This window comes from Chelonobacter oris (assembly GCF_000772535.1).
GTDB lineage: Bacteria > Pseudomonadota > Gammaproteobacteria > Enterobacterales > Pasteurellaceae > Chelonobacter > Chelonobacter oris.
This window is the reverse complement of record NZ_JSUM01000010.1, coordinates 23,616-46,556: the sequence shown is the minus strand read 5'-3', so window position 1 is coordinate 46,556 and position 22,941 is coordinate 23,616. Positions and strand designations below refer to the sequence as shown.

The 22,941-nt window shown below is 48.7% G+C and carries 24 protein-coding genes; 16 read left to right on the top strand and 8 right to left on the bottom strand.

Annotated elements, in window-relative coordinates:
• Nucleotides 1-81 precede the first annotated feature (81 nt).
• The 4 genes from pckA to yrfG form a co-directional block, all read right to left on the bottom strand.
• Nucleotides 82-1,686 (bottom strand): phosphoenolpyruvate carboxykinase (ATP), encoded by a 1,605-nt coding sequence (gene pckA / locus OA57_RS05780; RefSeq protein WP_034614772.1) that lies wholly within the window; start codon nucleotides 1,684-1,686, stop codon nucleotides 82-84.
• A gap of 183 nt (nucleotides 1,687-1,869) precedes the next feature.
• Entirely contained in the window at nucleotides 1,870-2,754 is an 885-nt protein-coding gene (gene hslO / locus OA57_RS05775; RefSeq protein WP_034614769.1) for an Hsp33 family molecular chaperone HslO, read from the bottom strand.
• 81 nt (nucleotides 2,755-2,835) lie between these two features.
• Nucleotides 2,836-3,228, bottom strand: coding sequence for a ribosome-associated heat shock protein Hsp15 (gene hslR / locus OA57_RS05770; protein WP_034614765.1), 393 nt, complete (start codon nucleotides 3,226-3,228; stop codon nucleotides 2,836-2,838).
• Nucleotides 3,215-3,883, bottom strand: a complete 669-nt coding sequence (gene yrfG / locus OA57_RS05765) for a GMP/IMP nucleotidase (protein ID WP_034614763.1) — start codon at nucleotides 3,881-3,883, stop codon at nucleotides 3,215-3,217. The genes hslR and yrfG overlap by 14 nt, the downstream gene beginning before the upstream one ends.
• Before the next feature lie 129 nt (nucleotides 3,884-4,012).
• Here yrfG and nudE point away from each other — a divergent pair, with 129 nt between their 5' ends.
• The 7 genes from nudE (at nucleotide 4,013) to ppnP (ending at nucleotide 10,536) form a co-directional block, all read left to right on the top strand.
• Nucleotides 4,013-4,582, top strand: a complete 570-nt coding sequence (gene nudE / locus OA57_RS05760) for an ADP compounds hydrolase NudE (protein ID WP_034614760.1) — start codon at nucleotides 4,013-4,015, stop codon at nucleotides 4,580-4,582.
• Nucleotides 4,579-5,391 carry a 3'(2'),5'-bisphosphate nucleotidase CysQ gene (cysQ, locus tag OA57_RS05755; RefSeq protein ID WP_034614757.1) on the top strand — a complete coding sequence of 271 codons (813 nt, stop codon included), beginning with the start codon at nucleotides 4,579-4,581 and terminating at the stop codon, nucleotides 5,389-5,391. Before nudE ends, cysQ begins: the two co-directional genes overlap by 4 nt.
• A 114-nt stretch (nucleotides 5,392-5,505) precedes the next feature.
• Complete coding sequence (gene zwf, locus OA57_RS05750; RefSeq protein WP_034614755.1) at nucleotides 5,506-7,005, top strand: glucose-6-phosphate dehydrogenase; 1,500 nt, start codon at nucleotides 5,506-5,508, stop codon at nucleotides 7,003-7,005.
• Between the two features lies 1 nt (nucleotide 7,006).
• Nucleotides 7,007-7,720, top strand: coding sequence for a 6-phosphogluconolactonase (pgl, locus tag OA57_RS05745; protein WP_034614752.1), 714 nt, complete (start codon nucleotides 7,007-7,009; stop codon nucleotides 7,718-7,720).
• Between the two features lie 34 nt (nucleotides 7,721-7,754).
• On the top strand, nucleotides 7,755-9,203 hold the full coding sequence (gene gnd / locus OA57_RS05740; protein WP_034614750.1) for a decarboxylating NADP(+)-dependent phosphogluconate dehydrogenase: 1,449 nt from the start codon (nucleotides 7,755-7,757) through the stop codon (nucleotides 9,201-9,203).
• A 150-nt stretch (nucleotides 9,204-9,353) separates the two neighbouring features.
• Nucleotides 9,354-10,136 (top strand): 4,5-DOPA-extradiol-dioxygenase, encoded by a 783-nt coding sequence (gene ygiD / locus OA57_RS05735; RefSeq protein ID WP_034614749.1) that lies wholly within the window; start codon nucleotides 9,354-9,356, stop codon nucleotides 10,134-10,136.
• A gap of 115 nt (nucleotides 10,137-10,251) precedes the next feature.
• Nucleotides 10,252-10,536 carry a pyrimidine/purine nucleoside phosphorylase gene (ppnP, locus tag OA57_RS05730; protein ID WP_034614748.1) on the top strand — a complete coding sequence of 95 codons (285 nt, stop codon included), beginning with the start codon at nucleotides 10,252-10,254 and terminating at the stop codon, nucleotides 10,534-10,536.
• Between the two features lie 34 nt (nucleotides 10,537-10,570).
• Here the strand turns inward: ppnP and OA57_RS05725 are convergent, their stop codons facing one another.
• The gene (locus OA57_RS05725) at nucleotides 10,571-10,924 is read right to left on the bottom strand and encodes a DMT family transporter (RefSeq protein ID WP_034614747.1); all 354 of its coding nucleotides are present in this window, start codon (nucleotides 10,922-10,924) and stop codon (nucleotides 10,571-10,573) included.
• 154 nt (nucleotides 10,925-11,078) lie between these two features.
• Between OA57_RS05725 and OA57_RS05720 the strand changes: the two genes are divergently transcribed.
• Complete coding sequence (locus OA57_RS05720; protein WP_407637077.1) at nucleotides 11,079-11,483, top strand: DoxX family protein; 405 nt, start codon at nucleotides 11,079-11,081, stop codon at nucleotides 11,481-11,483.
• A gap of 50 nt (nucleotides 11,484-11,533) precedes the next feature.
• Here the strand turns inward: OA57_RS05720 and OA57_RS05715 are convergent, their stop codons facing one another.
• A complete protein-coding gene (locus OA57_RS05715; protein WP_034614742.1) occupies nucleotides 11,534-11,791 on the bottom strand; it encodes a helix-turn-helix domain-containing protein in 258 nt (85 codons plus the stop codon).
• 76 nt (nucleotides 11,792-11,867) lie between these two features.
• Between OA57_RS05715 and OA57_RS05710 the strand changes: the two genes are divergently transcribed.
• The 5 genes from OA57_RS05710 (at nucleotide 11,868) to OA57_RS05690 (ending at nucleotide 16,925) form a co-directional block, all read left to right on the top strand.
• Nucleotides 11,868-12,131: a hypothetical protein gene (locus tag OA57_RS05710; RefSeq protein WP_034614739.1), complete on the top strand. Its 264-nt coding sequence runs from the start codon at nucleotides 11,868-11,870 to the stop codon at nucleotides 12,129-12,131.
• Between the two features lie 137 nt (nucleotides 12,132-12,268).
• Nucleotides 12,269-13,870 (top strand): bifunctional phosphoribosylaminoimidazolecarboxamide formyltransferase/IMP cyclohydrolase, encoded by a 1,602-nt coding sequence (gene purH / locus OA57_RS05705; protein ID WP_034614736.1) that lies wholly within the window; start codon nucleotides 12,269-12,271, stop codon nucleotides 13,868-13,870.
• A gap of 73 nt (nucleotides 13,871-13,943) precedes the next feature.
• Nucleotides 13,944-15,233, top strand: a complete 1,290-nt coding sequence (purD, locus tag OA57_RS05700; RefSeq protein WP_034614733.1) for a phosphoribosylamine--glycine ligase — start codon at nucleotides 13,944-13,946, stop codon at nucleotides 15,231-15,233.
• Between the two features lie 170 nt (nucleotides 15,234-15,403).
• The gene (glyA, locus tag OA57_RS05695; protein WP_034614729.1) at nucleotides 15,404-16,657 is read left to right on the top strand and encodes a serine hydroxymethyltransferase; all 1,254 of its coding nucleotides are present in this window, start codon (nucleotides 15,404-15,406) and stop codon (nucleotides 16,655-16,657) included.
• On the top strand, nucleotides 16,650-16,925 hold the full coding sequence (locus tag OA57_RS05690) for a DUF1294 domain-containing protein (protein ID WP_034614725.1): 276 nt from the start codon (nucleotides 16,650-16,652) through the stop codon (nucleotides 16,923-16,925). The genes glyA and OA57_RS05690 overlap by 8 nt, the downstream gene beginning before the upstream one ends.
• Nucleotides 16,926-16,955: 30 nt before the next feature.
• On the opposite strand, the gene nhaA is transcribed toward OA57_RS05690, so the two are convergent.
• Nucleotides 16,956-18,131, bottom strand: a complete 1,176-nt coding sequence (gene nhaA / locus OA57_RS05685) for a Na+/H+ antiporter NhaA (protein WP_034614723.1) — start codon at nucleotides 18,129-18,131, stop codon at nucleotides 16,956-16,958.
• Nucleotides 18,132-18,413: 282 nt separating this feature from the next.
• On the opposite strand from nhaA, the gene OA57_RS05680 reads away from it, so the two are divergent.
• Genes OA57_RS05680 through OA57_RS05670 form a run of 3 tightly spaced genes read left to right on the top strand, consistent with a single transcriptional unit; the run spans nucleotide 18,414 to nucleotide 21,927 of the window.
• A complete protein-coding gene (locus OA57_RS05680; RefSeq protein ID WP_034614720.1) occupies nucleotides 18,414-19,430 on the top strand; it encodes a TAXI family TRAP transporter solute-binding subunit in 1,017 nt (338 codons plus the stop codon).
• A gap of 54 nt (nucleotides 19,431-19,484) precedes the next feature.
• Nucleotides 19,485-19,967: a DUF1850 domain-containing protein gene (locus tag OA57_RS05675; RefSeq protein ID WP_235424640.1), complete on the top strand. Its 483-nt coding sequence runs from the start codon at nucleotides 19,485-19,487 to the stop codon at nucleotides 19,965-19,967.
• Nucleotides 19,915-21,927: a TRAP transporter permease gene (locus tag OA57_RS05670; RefSeq protein WP_084589880.1), complete on the top strand. Its 2,013-nt coding sequence runs from the start codon at nucleotides 19,915-19,917 to the stop codon at nucleotides 21,925-21,927. The genes OA57_RS05675 and OA57_RS05670 overlap by 53 nt, the downstream gene beginning before the upstream one ends.
• 181 nt (nucleotides 21,928-22,108) lie before the next feature.
• Here OA57_RS05670 and cysE read toward each other — a convergent pair whose 3' ends face one another.
• Nucleotides 22,109-22,939 carry a serine O-acetyltransferase gene (gene cysE, locus OA57_RS05665; protein ID WP_084589879.1) on the bottom strand — a complete coding sequence of 277 codons (831 nt, stop codon included), beginning with the start codon at nucleotides 22,937-22,939 and terminating at the stop codon, nucleotides 22,109-22,111.
• Nucleotides 22,940-22,941 lie beyond the last annotated feature (2 nt).

Below are 22,941 nucleotides of genomic sequence, written 5' to 3'. Positions count from 1 at the left end.
CTGAAACCTGACGAATTGAAGCCAAAAAATAAACCGCACTTTCAAAGTACGGTTTATTCGTATCAGAGATGCTGTACCGTATTACGCTTTAGGACCTGCTGCAACCAAGGCTTTGCCTTCTTCGTTATCGGTATATTTATCAAAGTTTTTCGCAAAACGGGCTGCCAAATCTTCTGCTTTAGCTTGCCATTGTGCCTGATCGGCATAGGTATCGCGCGGATCCAAAATCGCAGGGTCGACGCCCGGAAGTGCGGTCGGCACAGCCAAGTTGAAAATCGGCAGCTGTTTCATGTCGGATTTTTCAATTGAACCGTCTAAAATCGCATCAATAATACCGCGTGTATCTTTAATCGAGATACGTTTGCCGGTGCCGTTCCAGCCGGTGTTAACCAAATAGGCTTCCGCACCGGAAGCTTGCATCCGTTTAACCAAAACTTCGGCATATTGTGTCGGGTGTAACGACAGGAATGCCGCACCGAAACAGGCGGAGAAAGTTGGTGTCGGCTCGGTAATGCCACGCTCTGTTCCTGCTAATTTTGCGGTGAAACCGGACAGGAAGTAGTATTGGGTTTGTTCCGGCGTCAGTTTGGAAACCGGCGGCAGCACACCGAAGGCATCCGCCGTCAGGAAGATCACTTTTTTCGCATGTCCTGCTTTGGAGACCGGTTTTACGATATTCTGAATATGGTAAATCGGGTAGGAAACACGGGTGTTTTCGGTTTTCGAACCGTCGTTGAAATCGACTGTGCCGTCGTCCAACACCACCACATTTTCCAATAAAGCATCACGTTTAATCGCGCGGTAAATATCCGGCTCGGCTTCTTCGGACAGGTTGATGGTTTTCGCATAGCAACCGCCTTCGTAGTTGAATACGCCTTCATCGTCCCAACCGTGTTCGTCGTCACCGATCAGGCGGCGTTTCGGATCGGTAGAAAGGGTAGTTTTGCCGGTGCCGGACAAGCCGAAGAACACGGCGACATCCCCGTCTTCGCCCACATTGGCGGAACAGTGCATGGAGGCCACGCCTTTTAACGGCAGGAAGTAGTTCATCATTGAGAACATACCTTTTTTCATTTCGCCGCCGTACCAAGTACCGCCGATCAATTGCACGCCTTCGGTCAGGTTAAAGGCAACGAAGTTTTCGGAATTCAGACCTTGTTCTTTCCAATCCGGATTGGTGGTTTTAGAGCCGTTCAAGACGGTGAAGTCCGGTTTAAAGCCTTTTAATTCTTCTTCGCTCGGACGGATAAACATGTTTTTCACAAAATGTGCCTGCCAGGCTACTTCGGTAACGATACGTACCGCCAGACGGGTGTCCGGATTGGTTCCGCAGAAAGCGTCAATGACAAACAGGCGTTTGCCGGACAGTTGATCGGCAACCCGTTTTTTCAAGCTTGCCCAAGTATCCTGCGTCATCGGTTTATTGTCGTTTTTCGCTTTTTCGCTGGTCCACCACACGGTGTCTTTGGTTTTATCGTCCAACACGATATATTTGTCTTTCGGCGAACGACCGGTGAAAATCCCGGTATCGACCGCCACAGCGCCGGTGGTGGTCAACGTGCCTTTTTCATAGCCTTGCAAATCTGCTTTGGTTTCTTCTTCAAACAAGAATTCATAACTTGGGTTATACACCACTTCGGTGACATCGTTGATACCCAATACGGCCAATTCTTTTACTACTGACATAATTACCTCGATATAGTTTATTAAGTTATTAAAATTGAAATCCGAAGCTATTGTAGAAGAAAACCGATAAGAAAAATGTTAGCTGGATCAAACTATTCAACATGCTTGTCAGAAAAAGCGCGAAAGCGCGCTTTTTTCGAACGCGCTTTTTAAGAGAGTTATAAATTGCTGTTAAGGAATTGTTTAGGGTTGGTTCGTATTTTGTTTAAGCTGCTCGATCGCCTGCTTATTGAAAAAGTAGTGCGTGCCGCAACATTCGCATTGCATATCGATACTGCCGTTGTGTTCGGCTAAAATTTCATCGATTTCGGCATCGTCCAACAACAAAAGTGCGGTTCCGGAACGTTGATGGGAGCAGCCGCAGTGGAATGTAGCGTTTACCGGCGAAAACAGTTCTACCGTTTCTTCGTGATACAGGCGATATAACAACGCTTCGGCAGGTAAGCCGAACAGTTCCTCTGCTTTTACGGTGTCGGTCAACAGCTGTAAATGCTGTAAGTCGTCCTCTGAGCCGGTGCCGTCAGGCATAATTTGCAATAACAGACCGCCGGCGACCGGTTTGCCGTCAAATTCACCGGTTTTAATCACCAGTGCGGTTTTCAGCTGTTCGGAGCGCTCGAAATAATCCTGTAAACATTCGCTGATGGTCGCTTTGCTCAATTCGACAATGCCTTGATAGCGTTCGCCCTGTGTCGGGTTAATGGAAATGACCAGCACCGCTTTGCCGATCATCTGTTGCAGAGTGCTGTTGTCGGCGATCTCGCCTTCAACTCGTGCCAGCGCACGCAATTGCAGTTGGTTGTCACCGTTGACCAGCGCCAGTTTTAACGGGCCGTCGCCTTGAATCTGCACCGTAATATTGCCTTCAAATTTCAGGGTTGCGGTCAGCAGGCTGGTTGCCACCAGCATTTCGCCAAGCAAATTTTGTACGGCTTTCGGGTAATGGTGAGTATTTAGCGTTTCTTCGAAAGTGCGGTTCAGCCGCACCCATTCGCCGCGCACCGCTCTTTGGCTGAACAGGTAGCGGTGCAGGGTGTCGTTATCTTGGGTATAGTGTTTTTCAGTCATAGGATTTCCGTTGTTTATTCGTTAGGATTGTCGGCTATATATGGGCGTAAACCGGTAATTGCAAGGGCAGGGCAAGTGCGGTTATTCTTGATGCTTGAATTTGATCAAATCCCGCCGCTCTTTTTTGTTCGGGCGCCGTTCGGGGTTCGGCATCGACAACGCATTGGCTTTACGCGCCAGTGCGGTTTGTTCGCGTTTTTTCATGCTCTGCTCGGTTTCACGGTAAAGGGCTTGCGCTTGCGCTGCGCCGCCGCGTTTATCGGACAGGGCGATAATTTCCACTTCTTTTTCATCGCTGCCTTGACGCAGTTTCAGCATGGCGCCGATTTCGACGATTTTACTCGGCTTGCTGCGTTGTCCGTTGTAATGTACTTTCCCGCCGTCAATCATTTCATGGGCGATCGAACGGGTTTTGTAAAACCGTGCCGCCCACAGCCATTTGTCTAACCGCACTTGCAAATTATCCGTTGTCATCGGCTTGCTCCAATAAGCGGTGAAAATCATCAATACTGTGATGGCGTTGAAAGGATTTCGGCGGTAAACGCGAGTCGGGATTTTCAATGCCGATTGTATAAGCCAGTCGGTTTTGCTTCGCCTGATCCAGCACGGCTTCAATATCGTCAAGCAACAAAGTGCGGTTCGGATCAATCTGATAATCCCGATATAGCGCCGTCCAAAGTGTGCTATTCATTTTCGGTTGCTGAAATTCGTGTGACGAAATCAGATGATCGAAATGAGGCGCTAAATCGCAATTTTCCATTTTGACTTGTAGGCTGAACGGGTGGGAATCGGTCAATATCATCAGCCTTTTATCCATGCTTTTCAGCGTTGTTAACAGCGAATAAACGCCCGACCGCACTTGCGTGTTGACGGCATGTGCCCGTTGCATATCCCGAATCGGTAAATTCAGCGTATCCGCCCAATGATCAATGTCATACCACTGCATACTGTGTTCGACTTCATGATAAAGCCGTTTCAATTTCTGCCGGCTTTGTGTCGGGCTGACAGCATTTTTTTCGGCATAGGCTTGCGGCACGATTTCTTTCCAAAAACAAGCGTCCAGCCGCAGATCAATCAGTGTACCGTCCAAGTCGAACAGCACGGTGTCGATCGTGTCCCAGTCAAGCATTTTGATGATGTTTCCCCTGTGTTTTTATGTCGACCCGCAGTGGGAATCGGCAAGATTAAAATCTGGTCATAAGCAGCGATTATATGCTATTGTTGTCCCGATTTGTAGCGAATTTCCCTCGGAGGTGCGATGCGTAAAAATCCCCAAAAACCTGAGATTTTATCAGTGTCGGTGGCGGCAAAATCCCGTATTTTTGAAATTCAGGCGGTTGAACTGGCGTTTTCCAACGGCGAACAGCGTATTTTTGAACGTTTCACGCCGAGCAACCGTTGTGCCGTTATGGTGGTGGCGCTTGAACGGGAAAATCTGTTGCTGGTCAATGAATATGCGGTGGGAACCGAGCGTTATGAGCTGGGGTTTGTTAAAGGATTGATGGACAACGGGGAAACGCCCGAACAGAGTGCCAATCGCGAGTTACAGGAAGAGATTGGCTTTCGGGCGGGGAAGCTGACGTTACTGAGAACCGTAATCACGTCGCCGGGCTTTATGCATAACCCGATGCATATTTTTCTGGCGGAAGAACTCTCCCCGTCTCGTTTGCAGGGCGATGAGCCTGAGCCGCTGGAAATAGTGCGCTATCCGATACAGCAGCTTGAGCGCTTATTGCAGCAGGACGATTTTTGTGAAGCCCGCAATTTGACCGCACTTTACCTGTTGCGGGATCATTTGTCGGCGCGTGCGGCGGGTGTATTGCTATGAACCGAATTGTGTTAACCAATGAATTGCTGCATGCCGCACTTTCAATTGCCAAAAGAGCGGGCGAGAAACTATTGACCTTTTATTACCGTGACATAGACAGTGAATTGAAACAGGACAATACGCCGGTCACGGCGGCGGATTTGGCAGTCAGCCATTTTTTGGTGGACGAATTACAGGCACTGACGCCCGGAATTCCGGTGTTGTCGGAGGAGAGCGGACAAATCGATTTTGCCGAACGCAGCCGTTGGGAGCAATATTGGTTGGTCGACCCATTGGACGGCACTCAGCAATTTCTAGAGAAAACCGATCAGTTTTCAGTCCTGATCGCCCTGATGCAGGATAACAAACCGACTCTGGGCATTGTCTATTCTCCGGTGCCTCGATTGGCATTTTATGCCATGGAGAACAGCGGCGCCTACAAACAGCAAAATGGTGTCATCACCCGTTTACGCACGCAGCCGCCGACTGATGATGTGATTCGGATTGCCGTCGGAAAAAACATCGGGCAGGAACAAGTATTGCAGCGGTTTCGCGACGGTTTTCAATATCACCTTATCCGCTACGGCTCCAGCGGGTTGAAAGGTGCGCTGGTTGCCGAAGGGCGTTGCGACTGTTATATCCGTCTCGGAAAAACCGGCGAATGGGATACGGCGGCGGTGGAATGCCTTTTACGAGAAACCGGCGGCAAGATTATCGATTTGCAAGGCAATCCGTTGCGCTATAACCAACGGGAGAGTCTGATTAATCCCGATTTCATCATGCTGGGCAATGCGGCGTTTCCATGGCAGAAGGTCATCCGTTTTCAATAGCTATCAAAATAATAGATGATTGAAATAAAATAAGCGATTGACGTTGAGAATTGATGTTATTAGACTGAACCGATTGTTGATAGAAAGGGTAGCTAACCTGAGGGAATAAGAAAAATGAAAAAACCGGACAACAACAGCCTTGTGATTTTTGGCGCTTCTGGCGACTTAACCCACCGAAAATTGATTCCTGCACTCTATCACCTGTTTAAAAACGGCCGTTTGGCGGACGATTTTGCCGTGTTGGGGGTCAGCCGCACCGAATACAGCGACGAACAATTCAGGGAAAAACTGAGTGAGATTTTAAGCAAAAGCGAGAAAATCGACAAAAGCGAGATGCGTGAGTTCTTCTCCCATGTTTACTATCAGGCGATTGATACCGCCGATGTAGACGATTATGCCAAAGTCAAAGTGCGGTTGGACGAATTTGAAAAAACGCATCATACGCAAGGCAACGCACTATTTTATCTCTCGACCCCGCCGAGCCTCTATCCGCTGATTCCCGCCTATTTGGCGGCGCACGGATTAAACCATCAAAACCACGGTTGGAAACGGTTGGTGGTAGAAAAACCGTTCGGTTACGATCTGGCTTCGGCAATCAGCCTGGATAAAAAACTGCACGAAGATTTCGACGAATCGCAAATTTATCGTATTGACCACTATTTAGGCAAAGAAACGGTACAAAATATTTTGGTGTTGCGTTTTTCCAACGGGCTGTTCGAACCGTTATGGAACCGTAATTATATCGACTATGTGGAAATCACCGGTGCCGAAGCGTTGGGGGTGGAAGAGCGCGGCGGCTATTATGACGGTTCGGGTGCGATGCGCGATATGTTCCAGAACCACCTGTTGCAGGTGCTGGCGATGATTGCGATGGAATCGCCTGCAGTGATCGATGCCGATGCTATGCGTAACGAAGTGGTGAAAGTGCTGCAAAGCCTGCACCCGCTGAGTGAAGAAGATTTGGAAAAATACTTGGTGCTGGGGCAATATACCGGCGCTAAAGTGCGCGGCGAATACCAAAACGGCTACCGTGAAGAGAAAGGCGTTGATCCGCAATCACGTACTGAAACCTATATGGCGTTGAAACTGAAAATCGACAACTGGCGCTGGAGCGGCGTGCCGTTTTATATCCGCACCGGCAAGCGCTTGCCGACACGGGTGACCGAAGTGGTGATACACTTCAAGAAAACGCCGCATCCGGTCTTTAATGCCAATGCGCCTGAAAATAAACTGATTATCCGCATTCAGCCGAATGAGGGGATTGTGATGAGTTTCGGTCTGAAAAATCCGGGTTCCGGATTTCAGGCCAAAGAAGTTTCGATGGATTTTCACTATCAGGATTTGACCGATACGAATATTCTCGATGCTTATGAACGTTTGTTACTGGATTCGCTGCTGGGAGACGCAACCTTGTTTTCCCGCAGTGATGCAGTGCGAGCCTGTTGGAAGTTTGTCCAACCGATTTTGGATTATAAAGCCAATAATCCGAAACTTTATGGATACGCCAGCGGCACTTGGGGGCCGCAGGAAGCAGATTTTATGATGGAATCCAAAAACCGCAGCTGGCGTTTCCCGTGTAAGAATTTAACGAATACAGAATATTGTGAGTTATAGCATGAAGTATATTAAGTTTGCAGACGCACAAAGTGCGGTAGAAAAGATAGCGGAAGAGTTTGTCACCTATAGTCAACAAGCCGAGCCGGTGCATATTTCGCTGTCCGGCGGCAGTACGCCGAAATTATTGTTCAAAACACTGGCGGAAGATTATGCCGATAAAATCAACTGGCGGAATCTGCATTTCTGGTGGGGCGATGAACGCTGCGTTGCGCCTGACAATGAAGAGAGCAACTACGGCGAAGTTCAGCGCTTGCTGTTTGATCATATCGCCATTCCGGCGCAAAATATCCATCGTATTCGCGGCGAAGACGAACCGGAAACCGAAGCCGCCCGTTTTGCCGAGGAAATGACCGCACTTGTGCCGACAGACGGTGACGGCGTGCCGGCATTTGACTGGATCATTCTGGGCATGGGAACCGACGGCCATACGGCATCGTTATTCCCGTTACAGGTCGATTTCAACAGCCCGTGTTTGGCGATTGTAGCGAAAAATCCGCAAAACCAACAGTTACGGGTGTCCAAATCAGCTTATTTGATTAAACATGCCAAACGGGTGACCTATTTAGTGACCGGTGCCAGCAAGGCGGATTTATTGCACGAAATTCAACAGGCGGGCGAGGTTGACCTGCCGTACCCTGCGGCGAGAGTCAAATCCGAACACGGACGGACGGAATGGTATTTGGATGCCGATGCGGCGTCACAACTGCAATAATTTAATTTCAGCAATCAGATAAAAGGAAAACGGAATGAAAGGTGATATTGGGGTAATCGGGTTGGCGGTAATGGGACAAAACCTGATTCTGAATATGAATGATCACGGGTTTAAGGTCGTGGCGTACAATCGTACCACCAGTAAAGTGGACGAATTTTTGCAAGGCGCCGCCAAAGGCAGCAATATTATCGGCGCTTATTCGTTGCAAGATTTGGCGGACAAGCTGGAAAAACCGCGCAAAGTGATGCTGATGGTGCGTGCGGGGCAAGTTGTCGATCAATTTATCGACAATCTGTTGCCGTATCTGGAAGAGGGCGACATCATCATTGACGGCGGCAACTCCAACTATCCCGACACCAATCGCCGTGTGAAAGCACTGGCTGAAAAAGGCATTCGTTTTATCGGCGCCGGTGTTTCCGGCGGTGAGGAAGGCGCCCGTTTCGGGCCTTCGATTATGCCGGGCGGCAATGAAGCGGCGTGGCCGTTTGTGAAGCCGATCCTGCAAGCCATTTCCGCCAAAACCAAAGACGGCGAACCGTGTTGTGACTGGGTCGGCAAAGAGGGCGCAGGCCATTTTGTGAAAATGGTGCATAACGGCATCGAATACGGCGATATGCAGCTGATTTGTGAAGCCTACCAGTTCTTAAAAGAAGGTTTGGGCTTAAGTTATGACGAATTGCACAGCGTGTTTACCGAATGGAATAAAACCGAACTGGACAGTTATTTGATTGAGATCACCGCCGATATTTTGGGTTACCGTGATGAAAACGGCGAGCCGTTGGTAGAAAAAATTCTGGATACCGCCGGACAAAAAGGCACGGGCAAATGGACGGGAATCAATGCGTTGGATTTGGGCATTCCGTTGACCTTAATCAGTGAAGCGGTATTTGCCCGTTGCGTTTCCGCATTCAAGGAACAGCGTGCGGAAAATGCCGCCTTGTTCAACAAGCAAATCGGCAAAGTAGACGGCGATAAAGCGCAATGGATTGAAGCGGTGCGTAAAGCATTGCTGGCGTCTAAAATCATCTCTTATGCACAAGGCTTTATGTTGATTCGGGAAGCCTCCGAAGTCAATAACTGGGATCTGAATTACGGTAATACCGCACTTTTATGGCGTGAAGGCTGTATTATCCGCAGCGCATTCTTAGGCAATATCCGTGATGCTTATGCCAAAAATCCGGATTTACAATTTTTGGGTGCCGACAGTTATTTCCATGCGATTTTGCAAAGTGCATTACCGGAATGGCGCAAAGTGGTAGCAAAATCGATCGAAATCGGTTTACCGATGCCGTGCATGGCGTCAGCGGTGACCTTCTTGGACGGCTACACCAGCGCCCGTTTGCCGGCGAATCTGCTGCAAGCGCAGCGTGATTATTTCGGTGCGCACACCTATGAGCGTATCGATCAACCGCGCGGTCGCTTCTTCCACACTAACTGGACGGGCAAAGGCGGAGACACGGCATCAACCACCTATGATGTGTAGCGATTAAAATAGCGTATTGCATTAAACCTTATCGGCATGTCCGGTAAGGTTTTTTTCTTTTTAAGAAACTATCCATCAATAAAACCGCACTTTATTTCCTCTTTGTTGGTTCTTATACTGCTTGATATCGATTCAGACCAAGGAGTTTATATGAACAGCAAAATGCCGGCGATTTTTATCGGACACGGCTCGCCGATGTTGGCGATTGAAGATAATCCGTTTACCCCGCAATGGCGGCAGGCTGCGCAACGGATACCGAAGCCAAACGCTGTTTTAGTTATTTCGGCCCATTGGATTTCCGAACAAGTGGCAGAGACGGCAGCGCTTAATCCTGAATTAATCTATGATTTTTATGGTTTTCCGCAGGAATTATACCAAGTGCGGTATCCGGCAAAGGGCGAGCCGCAATTGGCAGAACAGGTGAAAACGCTGATCGGCAATCCGCAGATTACGTTGGATTCAGAACAGGGCTTGGATCACGGCACTTGGGTGGTGTTGTCAAAAATGTATCCTGAAGCCGATATTCCGGTAGTACAGCTGAGTTTGGGCGCAGAATTGAGTATGCAACAGCATATTGAGTTAGCAAAACAACTGAAACCGCTACGTAAGCAGGGAATTTTGATTTTAGGCAGTGGTAACCTGATCCATAACTTGCGTTTACTGGATTGGCAACGTGCTGATCAGCTATTCGGTTACGACTGGGCGCAAACGGCACAGCGAACATTATTGGATCTGATTCATTTAGGCGATTTAGACACACTGGCAAATTATCATACATTGGGAGCTGAAGTGCGGAAAGCGATTCCAACCGCAGAACATTATCTGCCATTGCTGTATATTCTTGCTTTGCGTAATGATGAAGAACCATTAGCGATTTTCAATACCGATTTTGTCGGCGGCTCGCTCGACATGACGTGTGTGAAGGTCGGCTGAGGCGCTGAAGTGCGGTTTGAAACCGCACTTTGCATCACAATAAAAGCCGATTGCATTTTATTGGCGTTTTCACCTAAAATGCTAGCCTTAGGTTATTGATCAAAAGGAAAGCAATATGTTACAAATCAACCAATATTTCGACGGCAAAGTGGCGTCAATCGGTTTACAGACCGAAACATTACCGGCAACCGTCGGTGTGATGGCGGTCGGTGAATATACATTCGGCACCAGTCAGTTTGAAACTATGACGGTGATCAGCGGGGCGTTAACGGTCAGATTACCGGGAAGTGACGATTGGCAAATTTTTGCAGCCGGCGAGACGTTTACGGTGGAAGCTAACCAATCGTTTGATTTGAAAGTGGCGGTGGAAACCGCATATTTTTGTACTTACGGCGAATAAATTACAGCAAAGTGCGGTTGAACCGCACTTTGTGCTATGAATGCGACATCACTTTTGAAAACAGATTCGTGACCACCACGCCGCTGACAATCAGCGTAATCCCGATAATGGCCGCCCAATCCAGTTTCTGCTGATAAAAAATCCGGCCAATGGCTGTGATCAAAAAAATTCCTATCCCGGACCATATCGCATACGCTATACCGATAGGCATCGTACGCAGGGTTAATGCCAGAAAGTAAAAAGCCACGCCATATCCCGCTATCACCATGATACTCGGTACGACACGAGTAAATTCATTTGACAGTTTCAGCATCGACGTTGCAATGACTTCGGCGACAATCGCAATACATAAATACAGCCACGCCGTTTTTTCCTCGCTTAAACGGATTAAACCCTGTCAGGATAACATGTTGATCATTTCCTGTGAGTTAAGAATATCTTTCTTTTTTCTGACTTGTTCCGCAACGTGCGGAAACTATAATGAATGCACTGTTTACACCCTGTTTTATTTCCAATTTAACATTATAGATAGAGAGAAAATGATGAACAAATTAAACCAATATTCCCCGTATGCTTTGGCACTGTTGCGAATTGTGGCGGCCTATATGTTTTTCTGGCACGGCACGGCGAAATTCTTCGAGTATCCGTTGTCGATGACGGGCGGCAACGGTGGCGTAGCACTGTTTTCACAATACGGTTTGGCCGGCGTGCTGGAAATCGGCGGTGCCGTTTTACTGGCACTGGGCTTGTTTACCCGTCCGATCGCATTTTTGCTGTCCGGTCAGATGGCGTTTGCCTATTTTGTGGTGCACGGTGCGGCAGGAAATATTTTAATGCCGTTGTTGAATCAAGGCGAGCTGGCGGCGCTGTATTCGCTGGTCTTTCTGTATTTTGTCTTTGCCGGCCCGGGCGCGTTGGCGTTGGACAACAAAATCACTAAAAAATAGTGTCGGCTGATCGTGATAAAGCCTGTTCGGGGAATGCCGGGCAGGTTTTTTTATGGCTGTTTTTGCAACGCTTCAAGTTGTTGTACTAATTTGACTGGATCCAATTCCAGCGCTTGACAGTATTCGATAAACTCAAATACGTCCAGTCTGCGATCACCGGTTTCAACTTTCCCGATCAATGAATAAATCACATTCAGTTTTTCAGCCAAGCTCCGCTGTGATAAGCCGAGCGTTTTACGTTGTTCGATAAAACGTTCCCTTAACCATAATTGCTGCGTTGTGTGTATAGACGTGCGAAATTTTTTCATTGCACCTATTTTAGGTTTAGTCTATATTTGAACCTGTTTCAGGTGCAAAAATAAAATAAATTAAAGGAGGTCACATATGAGTGAAAAAACAGCGAATTCAGGCGTTATTGCCGGCATTATTGCGTGCGTTTTGGCAGTATTGGGTATTTTGTTTTTAGGTATTGTTTTTGTTCCGCTTGCGGCATTGGTGGCTGTTTTTGCAACGGTCATTGCGGTAAAAAATAAAAATATGGCGGGAATCGGTGTCAGTGTTTTAGCCTGGATTTTAACCTTGGTAGGCTTATTTACCTCACCGTTGTTGCTCGGTATGCTTGGTTTGGCCGGCGCAAGTCAACTGTAAGTCGTTTTTTGCACCTGAAACTGAAAATCGTGGCGGATACCGAATAATTCCTGTTTTCTACTACAGAAGTGTCAAGATCTGGGCTATAATTCCAGCTCGAATTTTATCCACTCAACCAATCTGTAAAGGAAACAACCATGCAATCGAATCGCCCTATTCGCCAAGCCTTGTTAAGTGTATCTGATAAAAACGGGATTGTAGAGTTTGCCCAAGGTCTCGTCAAACGCGGGGTGAAGCTGCTTTCAACCGGCGGTACGGCGAAACTGCTTGCTGATGCCGGATTGACGGTAACCGAAGTGTCGCAATATACCCAATTTCCGGAAATGATGGACGGGCGGGTGAAAACACTGCACCCGAAAGTACACGGCGGCATTTTAGGACGCCGCGGCGTGGACGATGCGGTCATGACCATTCACGGTATTCAGGCGATTGATATGGTGGTCGTGAATCTGTATCCGTTTGCGCAAACCGTCGCAAAACCGGATTGCACGCTGGAAGAGGCGGTAGAGAATATCGACATCGGCGGCCCGACAATGGTGCGTTCTGCTGCGAAAAATCACAAAGATGTCGCGATTGTGGTCAATAATGCCGATTTTCCGCAAATTCTGGCGGAAATGGATCAAAACCAAAATTCATTGACGTTAGCAACTCGTTTCAATTTGGCAATCAAAGCTTTTGAGCATACTGCGCAATACGACGGCATGATCGCCAACTATTTCGGACAATTAGTGCCGCCTTATCAAGGTGCGGAAGAAGAGGATATTACCCGGCCGTGCGGTCAGTTCCCACGCACCTTAAATCTGAATTTCACCCGTAAACAAACCATGCGCTATGGTGAAAACAGCCACCAAAATGCGGCATTTTACGTAGAAAATGAATTGAAAGAAGCCAGTGTTGCAACCGCAGAGCAGCTACAAGGCAAAGCCTTATCTTATAATAATATTGCCGATACCGATGCTGCTTTGGAGTGTGTAAAAGAATTCAGTCAGCCTGCGTGTGTGATCGTAAAACATGCCAACCCGTGCGGTGTTGCATTGGGCGAAGACATTTTGCAAGCCTATCATCGTGCTTATCAGACCGATCCGACTTCCGCTTTCGGGGGGATTATTGCGTTTAACCGCACTTTAGATGCAGAAACCGCAAAAGCCATCATTGAACGCCAATTTGTCGAAGTGATTATTGCGCCAACAGTGTCAGAAGAGGCTAAGAGCGTATTAAAAAGCAAAAAGAACGTACGTGTATTGCAATGCGGCGAATGGCACGAGCGCCAACCGCACTTGGATTTCAAACGAGTGAACGGCGGCTTGTTGGTGCAGGATTGCGATTTGGGCATGGTCGGTTTAGACGATTTGCAAGTGGTGAGCAAACGCCAACCGACAGAAACGGAACTGCGCGATCTGCTGTTTTGCTGGAAAGTGGCGAAATATGTCAAATCGAATGCGATTGTTTACGCTAAAAATAATCAGACTATCGGTATCGGTGCCGGTCAGATGAGCCGTGTCTATTCCGCTAAAATTGCCGGTATTAAAGCCGCCGATGAAGGGCTGGAGGTAAAAGGCACGGTGATGGCGTCTGATGCGTTCTTCCCGTTCCGTGACGGCATTGACGCCGCCGCTGCCGCCGGCGTGAGCTGTGTGATTCACCCCGGCGGATCGATGCGTGATCAGGAAGTGATTGATGCCGCCGACGAGCACGGCATGACCATGGTGCTGACCAACATGCGTCATTTCAGACATTAATGTTCAAAGTGCGGTTTGCGAACCGCACTTTTTGTTTCCCGTAGTTATCACTCGATTTAAGGAACCCCAATACATGAATATTTTAATTATCGGCAACGGCGGGCGTGAACACGCCTTGGCATGGAAAGTTGCGCAATCACCGCAGGCAGATAAGGTTTTTGTTGCGCCGGGTAATGCCGGTACCGCACTTGAAGCAAATGTAGAAAATGTCAGTATTGCCGCGACCGATCTGGCGGCTTTGGTTGAATTTGCACAAAAAAATGAAATCGGCTTGACGATTGTCGGCCCCGAAGCGCCATTGGTGATAGGCGTGGTGGACGCTTTCCGCGCCGCCGGTCTGAAAATTTTCGGTCCGACACAGGCTGCCGCACAATTGGAAGGGTCAAAAGCCTTTACCAAAGACTTTCTGGCACGTCATCAAATTCCGACTGCCGAATACCAAAACTTCACCGAAGTGGAACCGGCATTAGCTTACTTGCAACAAAAAGGCGCGCCGATCGTGATTAAAGCCGACGGCCTTGCCGCAGGCAAGGGGGTGATTGTCGCCATGACATTGGAAGAAGCGGAAAGTGCGGTCAAGGATATGCTGGCAGGCAATGCCTTCGGTGATGCCGGACATCGAATTGTGATTGAAGAGTTTTTGGACGGTGAAGAAGCCAGTTTTATCGTAATGGCGGACGGCAAACATGTCGAACCGATGGCGACCAGTCAGGATCACAAACGGGTAGGTGAAAACGACAGCGGTTTGAACACCGGCGGCATGGGCGCTTATTCACCGGCTCCGGTCGTGACAGCGGAAATTCATCAACGCATTATGCAAGAGGTGATTTATCCAACCGTGAACGGCATGGCGGCGGAAGGCAACGTGTATACCGGTTTTCTGTATGCGGGGCTGATGATTATGCCGGACGGGCAGCCGAAAGTGATTGAATTTAACTGCCGTTTCGGTGATCCGGAAACGCAGCCGATTATGATGCGTCTGCAATCGGATTTGGTTGAACTTTGCCTTGCCGCATGTGACGGCAAACTGGATCAAGTGCGGTCGGAATGGTGTGCGCAAGCGGCGTTGGGAATCGTACTGGCGGCGGAGGGTTATCCGGGCGATTATCGTCAAGGCGATGTCATCAACGGCATTCCTTCAACCGAACAGTCGGGGCAAAAAGTATTTTTGGCCGGCGTGGAACAGAAAAATGGTCAGTTGGTCACGAGTGGCGGCCGTGTGCTGTGCGTAACCGCACTTGGCGACAGCGTTGCCGAGGCACAACAACAGGCGCTACAGCTGGCGGAACAGCTGCAATGGCAAGGGCGTTTTTATCGCCGTGATATCGGTTATCGTGCGGTAGCGAGAGAGCAAGGCAAATAATCGGATTCGCCGCCTGATTGATGCGCGGCGGATTCAAATAATTTTCATACCGACTATGAAATTAACGATACGGATTTAACAAAAAAAGACTGTATAGAACGGCGAAAAAGCCTTAGACTTATTCGGTAATTATCTATCCGAGTGACCAACCCAAAAAGAGGAATTGAGCAATGTTAAGACGTGATATGAATATCGCTGATTATGATCCGGTGTTATGGCAGGCGATTAAAGACGAAGATCGTCGTCAGGACGAACATATTGAATTGATCGCTTCTGAGAACTATGCCAGCCCGCGCGTGATGGAAGCGCAAGGTTCGCAGTTGACCAACAAATATGCCGAAGGCTATCCGGGTAAACGCTATTACGGTGGTTGTGAATATGTGGATATCATTGAGCAGTTGGCGATTGATCGTGCAAAAGAATTGTTTGGTGCCGATTATGCTAACGTGCAGCCGCATTCGGGGTCACAGGCCAATGCCGCCGTCTATATGGCGTTGTTGAATCCGGGCGATACGATTTTGGGCATGAGTTTGGCACACGGCGGACACTTGACTCACGGCGCAACGGTCAGTTTCTCCGGTAAAATTTACCATGCGGAGCAATACGGTATCACCGATGAAGGGTTGATCGATTATGTCGCGTTGCGTGAGCAGGCGTTGCGGGTGAAACCGAAAATGATCGTCGGCGGTTTTTCCGCTTATTCCCAAGTGGTCGACTGGAAAAAAATGCGTGAAATCGCCGATGAAGTCGGGGCGTATCTGTTTGTCGACATGGCGCATGTTGCCGGTTTGATTGCCGCAGGCGTTTACCCAAGTCCGATGGAGCATGCACATGTTGTTACCACGACTACTCACAAAACGCTAGCAGGCCCACGGGGCGGTTTGATTTTGGTGAAAGGTGGTGACGAAGAACTGTATAAAAAACTGAATAGCGCAGTATTCCCAGCCGGTCAAGGCGGCCCATTGGTACACGTTATTGCGGCAAAAGCCGTTTGTTTTAAAGAGGCGATGGAACCTGAATTCAAAACTTTTCAGCAGCAAGTGGTGAAAAACGCGCAGGCGATGGTGGAAGTGTTCAAACAGCGTGGGTTCAACATTGTTTCCAACGGTACCGAAAATCACCTGTTCTTAGTGGATCTGGTCAATAAAGGGCTGACCGGCAAAGCCGCCGATGCCGCATTGGGCAATGCCAATATTACCGTCAATAAAAATGCCGTGCCGAATGATCCGAAAAGCCCGTTCGTCACATCGGGTATCCGAGTCGGCACACCGGCGATTACCCGCCGTGGTTTCAAAGAAGCGGAAGCGAAAGAGTTGGCAGGCTGGATGTGTGATGTGTTGGACAATATTGAAGATGCATCGGTGATTGAAGACGTGAAACAAAAAGCGATTGCTATCTGTAAACGATTCCCGGTTTATGCTTGATTGGATTTTTGTTGGACTCTATCTGGCGGCGATAAATATCGCCGCTTATTTTTTGATGTATATCGACAAGCGGCGTGCGGTTAAAAAGCAATGGCGTATAGCAGAAAAGCGGTTATTGATGTGTTGTATCGGCGGCGGATTCATCGGTGTCGCTTTGGCGATGAAGCGGTTTCGACATAAAACGCAACATATTGCTTTCAACATCGCCGTGGTTTCGGGAGCGATAATTTGGCTGCTGTTTTTGGCGCTGATCGGTTTTCAGCGGTAAAGTGCGGTATGAAACCGCACTTTTGCTTTGTTAAGCATGACGTTCCGGTGCTGAAGTTGAGGCGCGTAATAAGAGCAATCCCAATATTGCCGAAATAGTCGAACCTAACAGAATGCCGATTCGGGAAAGCGTGTTGATGCTTTCACCGGCATTTTCAAATGCCAGCCCCGACAGGAACATCGACATGGTAAAGCCGATACCGCACAGCACCGAAACAGCAAAAATGTGTTTCAGATTGACCAGTAACGGCAGTCGGGCAAGATTTAGTTTGACGGCAATAAAACAGAAACTGAAGACGCCGAGCGGTTTGCCGATGAGTAATCCGAGTATAATGCCCAGCGGCAAAGCGCCGCCTAAGGTATCCAAATTGACCCCCCCCAACGGTACGCCGGCATTGGCAAAGGCGAAAATCGGTAAAATAAAGAATGCAGACCAAGGATTGAGTGTATGTTCCAGACTTTCTAACGGGCTGCTGCCGTCTTTGGCGGTGATCGGCACCGAGAAGCCGAGAATCACACCGGCCAGTGTGGCATGAACGCCGGATTTCAGCACGCAGACCCACAGCACCATACCGACAAACAAATAGGCGCACAATGCGCTGATCCGCATTCTATTCATAATAATCAGTACCAGAATCGACAATCCGGCGCCGATCATGGCTTCGATACTCAAACCGTGGGCGAAGAACAGCGCGATGACAATAATCGCCCCCAAGTCGTCAATAATTGCCAAGGCCAATAAAAAAATTTTTAACGGTAACGGAACCCGTTTGCCGAGTAATGCCATAATGCCCAGCGCAAATGCGATATCGGTCGCCATCGGAATCGCCCAGCCCTCCATAGCAACCGGATCGCCATAGTTGAAGAAGGTGAATACCAATGCCGGCACGACCATGCCGCCGATCGCCGCTAAGACCGGTAAAATGGCTTGCTGATAGGTCGAGAGGGAGCCGAGAATAATTTCACGCTTGACCTCTAGCCCGACCAAGACAAAAAAGATGGCCATCAGACCGTCGTTCACCCATAATAAAAACGGTTTGGCGATGCCTTGTTCGCCGAACTGCACGACAAGCGGCGTATTTAATAATTCAAAGTAATAGGGAGATAAAAAACTGTTGGCGAAAATCAGCGCCAAAGCAGAAGTTACCAGCAGAATAACGCCACCGGAAGATTCCAGTTTTAAAAATTTTCCGATAAATGATTGCATAAAGTCCCTTATATTTTTATATCAAACGGTAACGATAGGATATAACAGCCTTAGTGAGGATTAAAGCAAAACCGACGGATACCCTCATTTTTTCTATGGTTCAAATAAAGCGGAATGTCGATTTAATCTAATTTAGAGATTGACAGCAAATAGCAGAGCTATTATTGTCATTTAACGATATATTTTCAGAATGTTGAAGGATTTTTCAGAAATGAGCGATTTTATTCAATGAAATGTCCGATTCGGGCATATTTATCCATCTGTTCCATAAAGGAGAGCATTATGAAAAAAATGAAAGCATCAGCAATGGCGGTAAGTGCGGTATTCATGGCGGTTTTGCTCGGCGGTTGTGACGATAAAAGTACGACGGCGGCACCGGTTTCATCTGCCGAGCCTGAAGCCGTGGCGCCGGAAAGCGCAACAATACAAAGCCGATTCGTCACCATTGCGACCGGCGGCGCTTCCGGACCGTATAATATTATTGCGACCACGCTGGCAGAGATTTACAGCAACGATTTGAAAACCAATTCGAAAACGCAAACCACCGGTGCCTCGGTCGAGAATCTTAATTTGCTCAATCAGAAAAAAGTCGAAATGGCGTTTTTGATGAGTGATGTACTCAGTGATGCGGTTAACGGTGTCGGCAATTTCCCGAATAAAATTGAGACCGTCAGCGAAGTGGCGGCGTTATATCCGAACTATGTCCAAATTGTGACTTCAAAACGAAGCGGTATTCAGACCATTACCGATCTGAAAGGGCGGCGGGTTGCCACCGGAGCGCAAAATTCCGGTGTTGAAGTCAATGCGCGGAATTTATTGGAAGGGTTCGGTATTACCTATAACGATATCAATGTCGACTATTTAGGCTATGCCGAGGCGGCAGATGCCTTGAAATCCGGTTCGATCGACGCCGCTTTCCTGACCAGCGGTTTGCCGAATTCCTCTTTGATGGAATTGCAACAAGGCTTTGATCTGCAAATCGTCAGTATTCCGGCGGACGGCATTGCGGAAATTGCCAAAGATAAACCGTATTTCAATGCGATGGAAATCCCGGCGGGAACTTACGGCAACGCCGATCCAATCCCGACGGCGGCCATTAAAAATGCGCTGGCGGTGCGCTCCGACTTGAGTGAAAACGATGTTTATCTGCTGACCAAAACGTTTTTTGACAGTTTGCCGCGCTTACAAACCGCACATCAGGCCGCTAAGGATATTAATCTTGAAAGTGCCCAACAGGGACTGGTTGCACCACTGCATCCGGGCGCAAAAAAATATTATGATGAAGTCAATGCTAAATAAAATCATTTTCTTATCATGAAGTTAACAGGCAGGACGGTTTTAGTTACGGGTGGTATGTTAACCGCACTTGCCTGTTTGTTTCCGCTTGAGGTTGTTGTTGTCCGGGCCGCCGATGATAAGCCGTGTTATCTGCATGGCCGTGAGTTTGAACTGAGCTGGCGTCATTCGGTAGAGCATCAGTTGTGGCGTGAACATTATCGGCGTGAAGGCAATGGCTTTCTGCTTGAACAGACTTGGCTGCAAACTTTTGGTGCAGGCACGCCGTCGCAGGGCGAGCCTGTTCGGGCGCCGGAAGGTTATATCGGCTATCGACAACGGATTCGACTGGCGGAAATCAATTGGGTGGTATCGACCAATATGCAGGGTGAACTGACTGCACAACAACAGTCGATACCGATTTATCGGTTAGTATCGGACTACAGCGAAGTGCGGATAACCGCTTCTCGGACAGCATTGATTGTTTTTTTATGGGGGAGAACATGCCATGAATGGGCAAGTGAAGCAGGATTCTCAAGGGTTGCCACACACTTTAAATGATCTGGAAGCGCAGAGTAAAGAACAGCAGATTTTGGAAAAATATGACCGTGAATCGGTTACGCGCCAGCTTAAGAGCGGTTGGAGCAAACGGCTGATCAGCCTGATTGCTGTTTTTTATTCTCTGTTTCATCTGTATATCACCTTTTACCCGATGCCGACATTGTTGCAGCGGGCGATTCATGTGGCGGTCGGTTGTGCGCTGATTTTTTTGCTCTATCCTGCGGGCAGGAACAGCCGTCGGGATAGGATTGCGTGGTACGAATGGCTTTGGGCGACGGCAGCAGTGGCCGGCGCAATCTATCTGATTTATCAATATCAGGCGATTATGACGATCCGAGGCGGGATTCCGAATAGTGAAGATATTGTGCTGGCGATGGTGACGGTGCTGGTGGTGCTGGAAGCGGCACGACGGATTACCGGCTGGGTGTTGGTGATTTTCGCCCTGCTGTTTCTGGTTTATCCGTTTATCAGCTCGATGGGGTTTATGCCGGACAGGTTACTGACCCGCCCTTATGACATTGGTGATATTTTCGGACAACTGTATTTGAAAACCGAGGGGATTTATTCCTCCGCTACCGGGGCTTCGGTGACGTTTATTTTCTTGTTTATCCTGTTCGGTGCCTTTTTGGGCAAATCCGGCATGGGGCAGTTGTTTAATGATTTGGCGTTGGCGATTGCCGGCGACAAACAGGGCGGTCCGGCAAAAGTTGCAGTGATTTCCAGCGGCTTTATGGGCAGTATCAATGGCGCTGCGGTCGCCAATGTGGTGAGTACCGGCGCATTTACTATCCCGCTGATGAAAAAAATCGGCTATCACAAGAATTTTGCCGGCGCAGTTGAGGCGAGCGCCTCTGTCGGCGGGCAGATTTTACCGCCGATTATGGGCGCCAGCGCCTTTATTATGGCGGAAACCACCGGCGTGAGTTACGGTACGATTGCATTGGCCGCACTTTTTCCGGCAATTTTGTACTATCTGGGCGTGATTGCGCAAGTGCATTTCCGTGCCGGCAAGCGCAATTTGAAAGGCATTCCGCGTCATCAGTTGCCACAACTTAAAGAAGTGATGAAAGCACGGGGACATATGTTATTGCCGATTGTGGCGCTGATCTGTTTTTTGGTACAGTCAGTGCCGATTGGTTATGCCGCGGCGTATACCATCGGTATTACGGTGTTGATCAGCCAGCTGCGTAAAGAAACCCGAATGGGCATCAAAGATATCTGGGCGGCACTGGAAGACGGTGCCAGACAGGCATTGCCGGTAATGGCGGCGTGTGCGGTGGTCGGTATTGTCATCGGGGTGGTTAACCTGACCAGCTTCGGCACGGTGATGACCTCTTCTATTGTAACTTTAGGCGCCGGCTCGCTGTTATTAACCCTGATTTTGACCATGTTGGCTTCTATGGTTCTCGGTATGGGGCTGCCGTCCATTCCGGCTTACATCATCACCGCCACCATGGCCGCGCCGGCATTGGCTACCTTTGACGTGCCGGTGCTGGTTGCCCATATGTTTGTGTTCTATTTCGGCATTTTTGCCAATATCACACCGCCGGTCGCCCTTGCCGCCTTTGCCGGCGCAGGGATTGCCGGCGGTGATCCGATGAAGACGGGCTGGCAGTCGTTGCGCTTGGCTCTGGCCGGTTTTATCGTGCCGTTTATGTTTGTGTATAATCCGAATATGTTGATGATTGATGTGACCGATGCCGCCGTCACCGCCCGCAGTTTCCCGTTGCCGGATCTTTGGGTGATTGTCAGCGTGGTTGTCACGGCAACAGTCGGCGTATTGGGCTTGTCGGCGGCAGTGGAAGGTTATTTTAAACAGACGTTTGCCGCTTGGCAGCGATTGATTCTGGCAATCGGTTCTTTGATGTTGATCGTACCGGAGCATATGACCGATTTAGCCGGCATGATTATTGTCGGCGCGATGGTATGGCTGAATTGCCGACATCGGGCAACATCTTGATAATCGGCTAAAGTGCGGTGTTCGTTATGATACCGCACTTTAACATAGTCTTTTACTGTAACGGAAAGGCGAGTGATGATAAAAAATCTAGGATTGCTCGGGGTTATTTTATGCCGTGATCGCACAAACGCAAAACGTTACCTCGGTCGCACCACATTAATGATCATTCCGTTTTTTGCCGCTAAATATTCCTGAATTCATATTGTAATTGTTCATCGTCTTCAAAATATTGATCCATTTCAAATGACGGTTTGGCTTGTTGGTGTTGGGCGATGATTTTTGCCGGTACGCCGGCGGCGGTGGCATATTCCGGTACGGGCTGTAATACCACCGAGCCGGCGCCGATTTTGGCGAAACGGCCGATTTCGATATTACCCAAAATTTTCGCACCGGCGCCGATCATCACACCCTCCCGTACTTTCGGGTGGCGATCCCCGCACTCTTTGCCGGTCCCGCCCAAGGTTACGCCTTGCAGAATAGAGACATCATCTTCGATGACGGCGGTTTCCCCCACGACAATGCCGGTGGCGTGATCGAGCATAATCCCTTTGCCGATGCGGGCGGCAGGGTGAATATCGACATCAAAGGCGACGGAAATTTGGTTTTGCAGGTAAATCGCCAATGCCTTTCTACCGACTTTCCACAAATAGTGGGTAATGCGGTAGCTCTGTAGGGCGTGATAGCCTTTTAGATACAGTAACGGAGTCGAGAACATATTGACTGCCGGATCGCGTTCCCGTACTGCCAATAGGTCGCTGGCGGCATGGGAAATTAAATCCGGATGCTGTTGGTAGGCTTCTTCAATAATCTCTTTTAGCGCAATTGCCGGCATGATCGGATTGGACAGCTTGTTCGCCAAAATATAGCTCAGTGCCAGCCCCAAGTCGTAATGTTTCAAAATAGTGGCATGAAAAAAGCTGGCCAGCATCGGTTCGTTTTCGACCAGTTCTTTGGCTTCATTCCGAATCGAGAGCCATAAATCAAGCAGTTTTTGGGGAGATATTTCGGTCATAA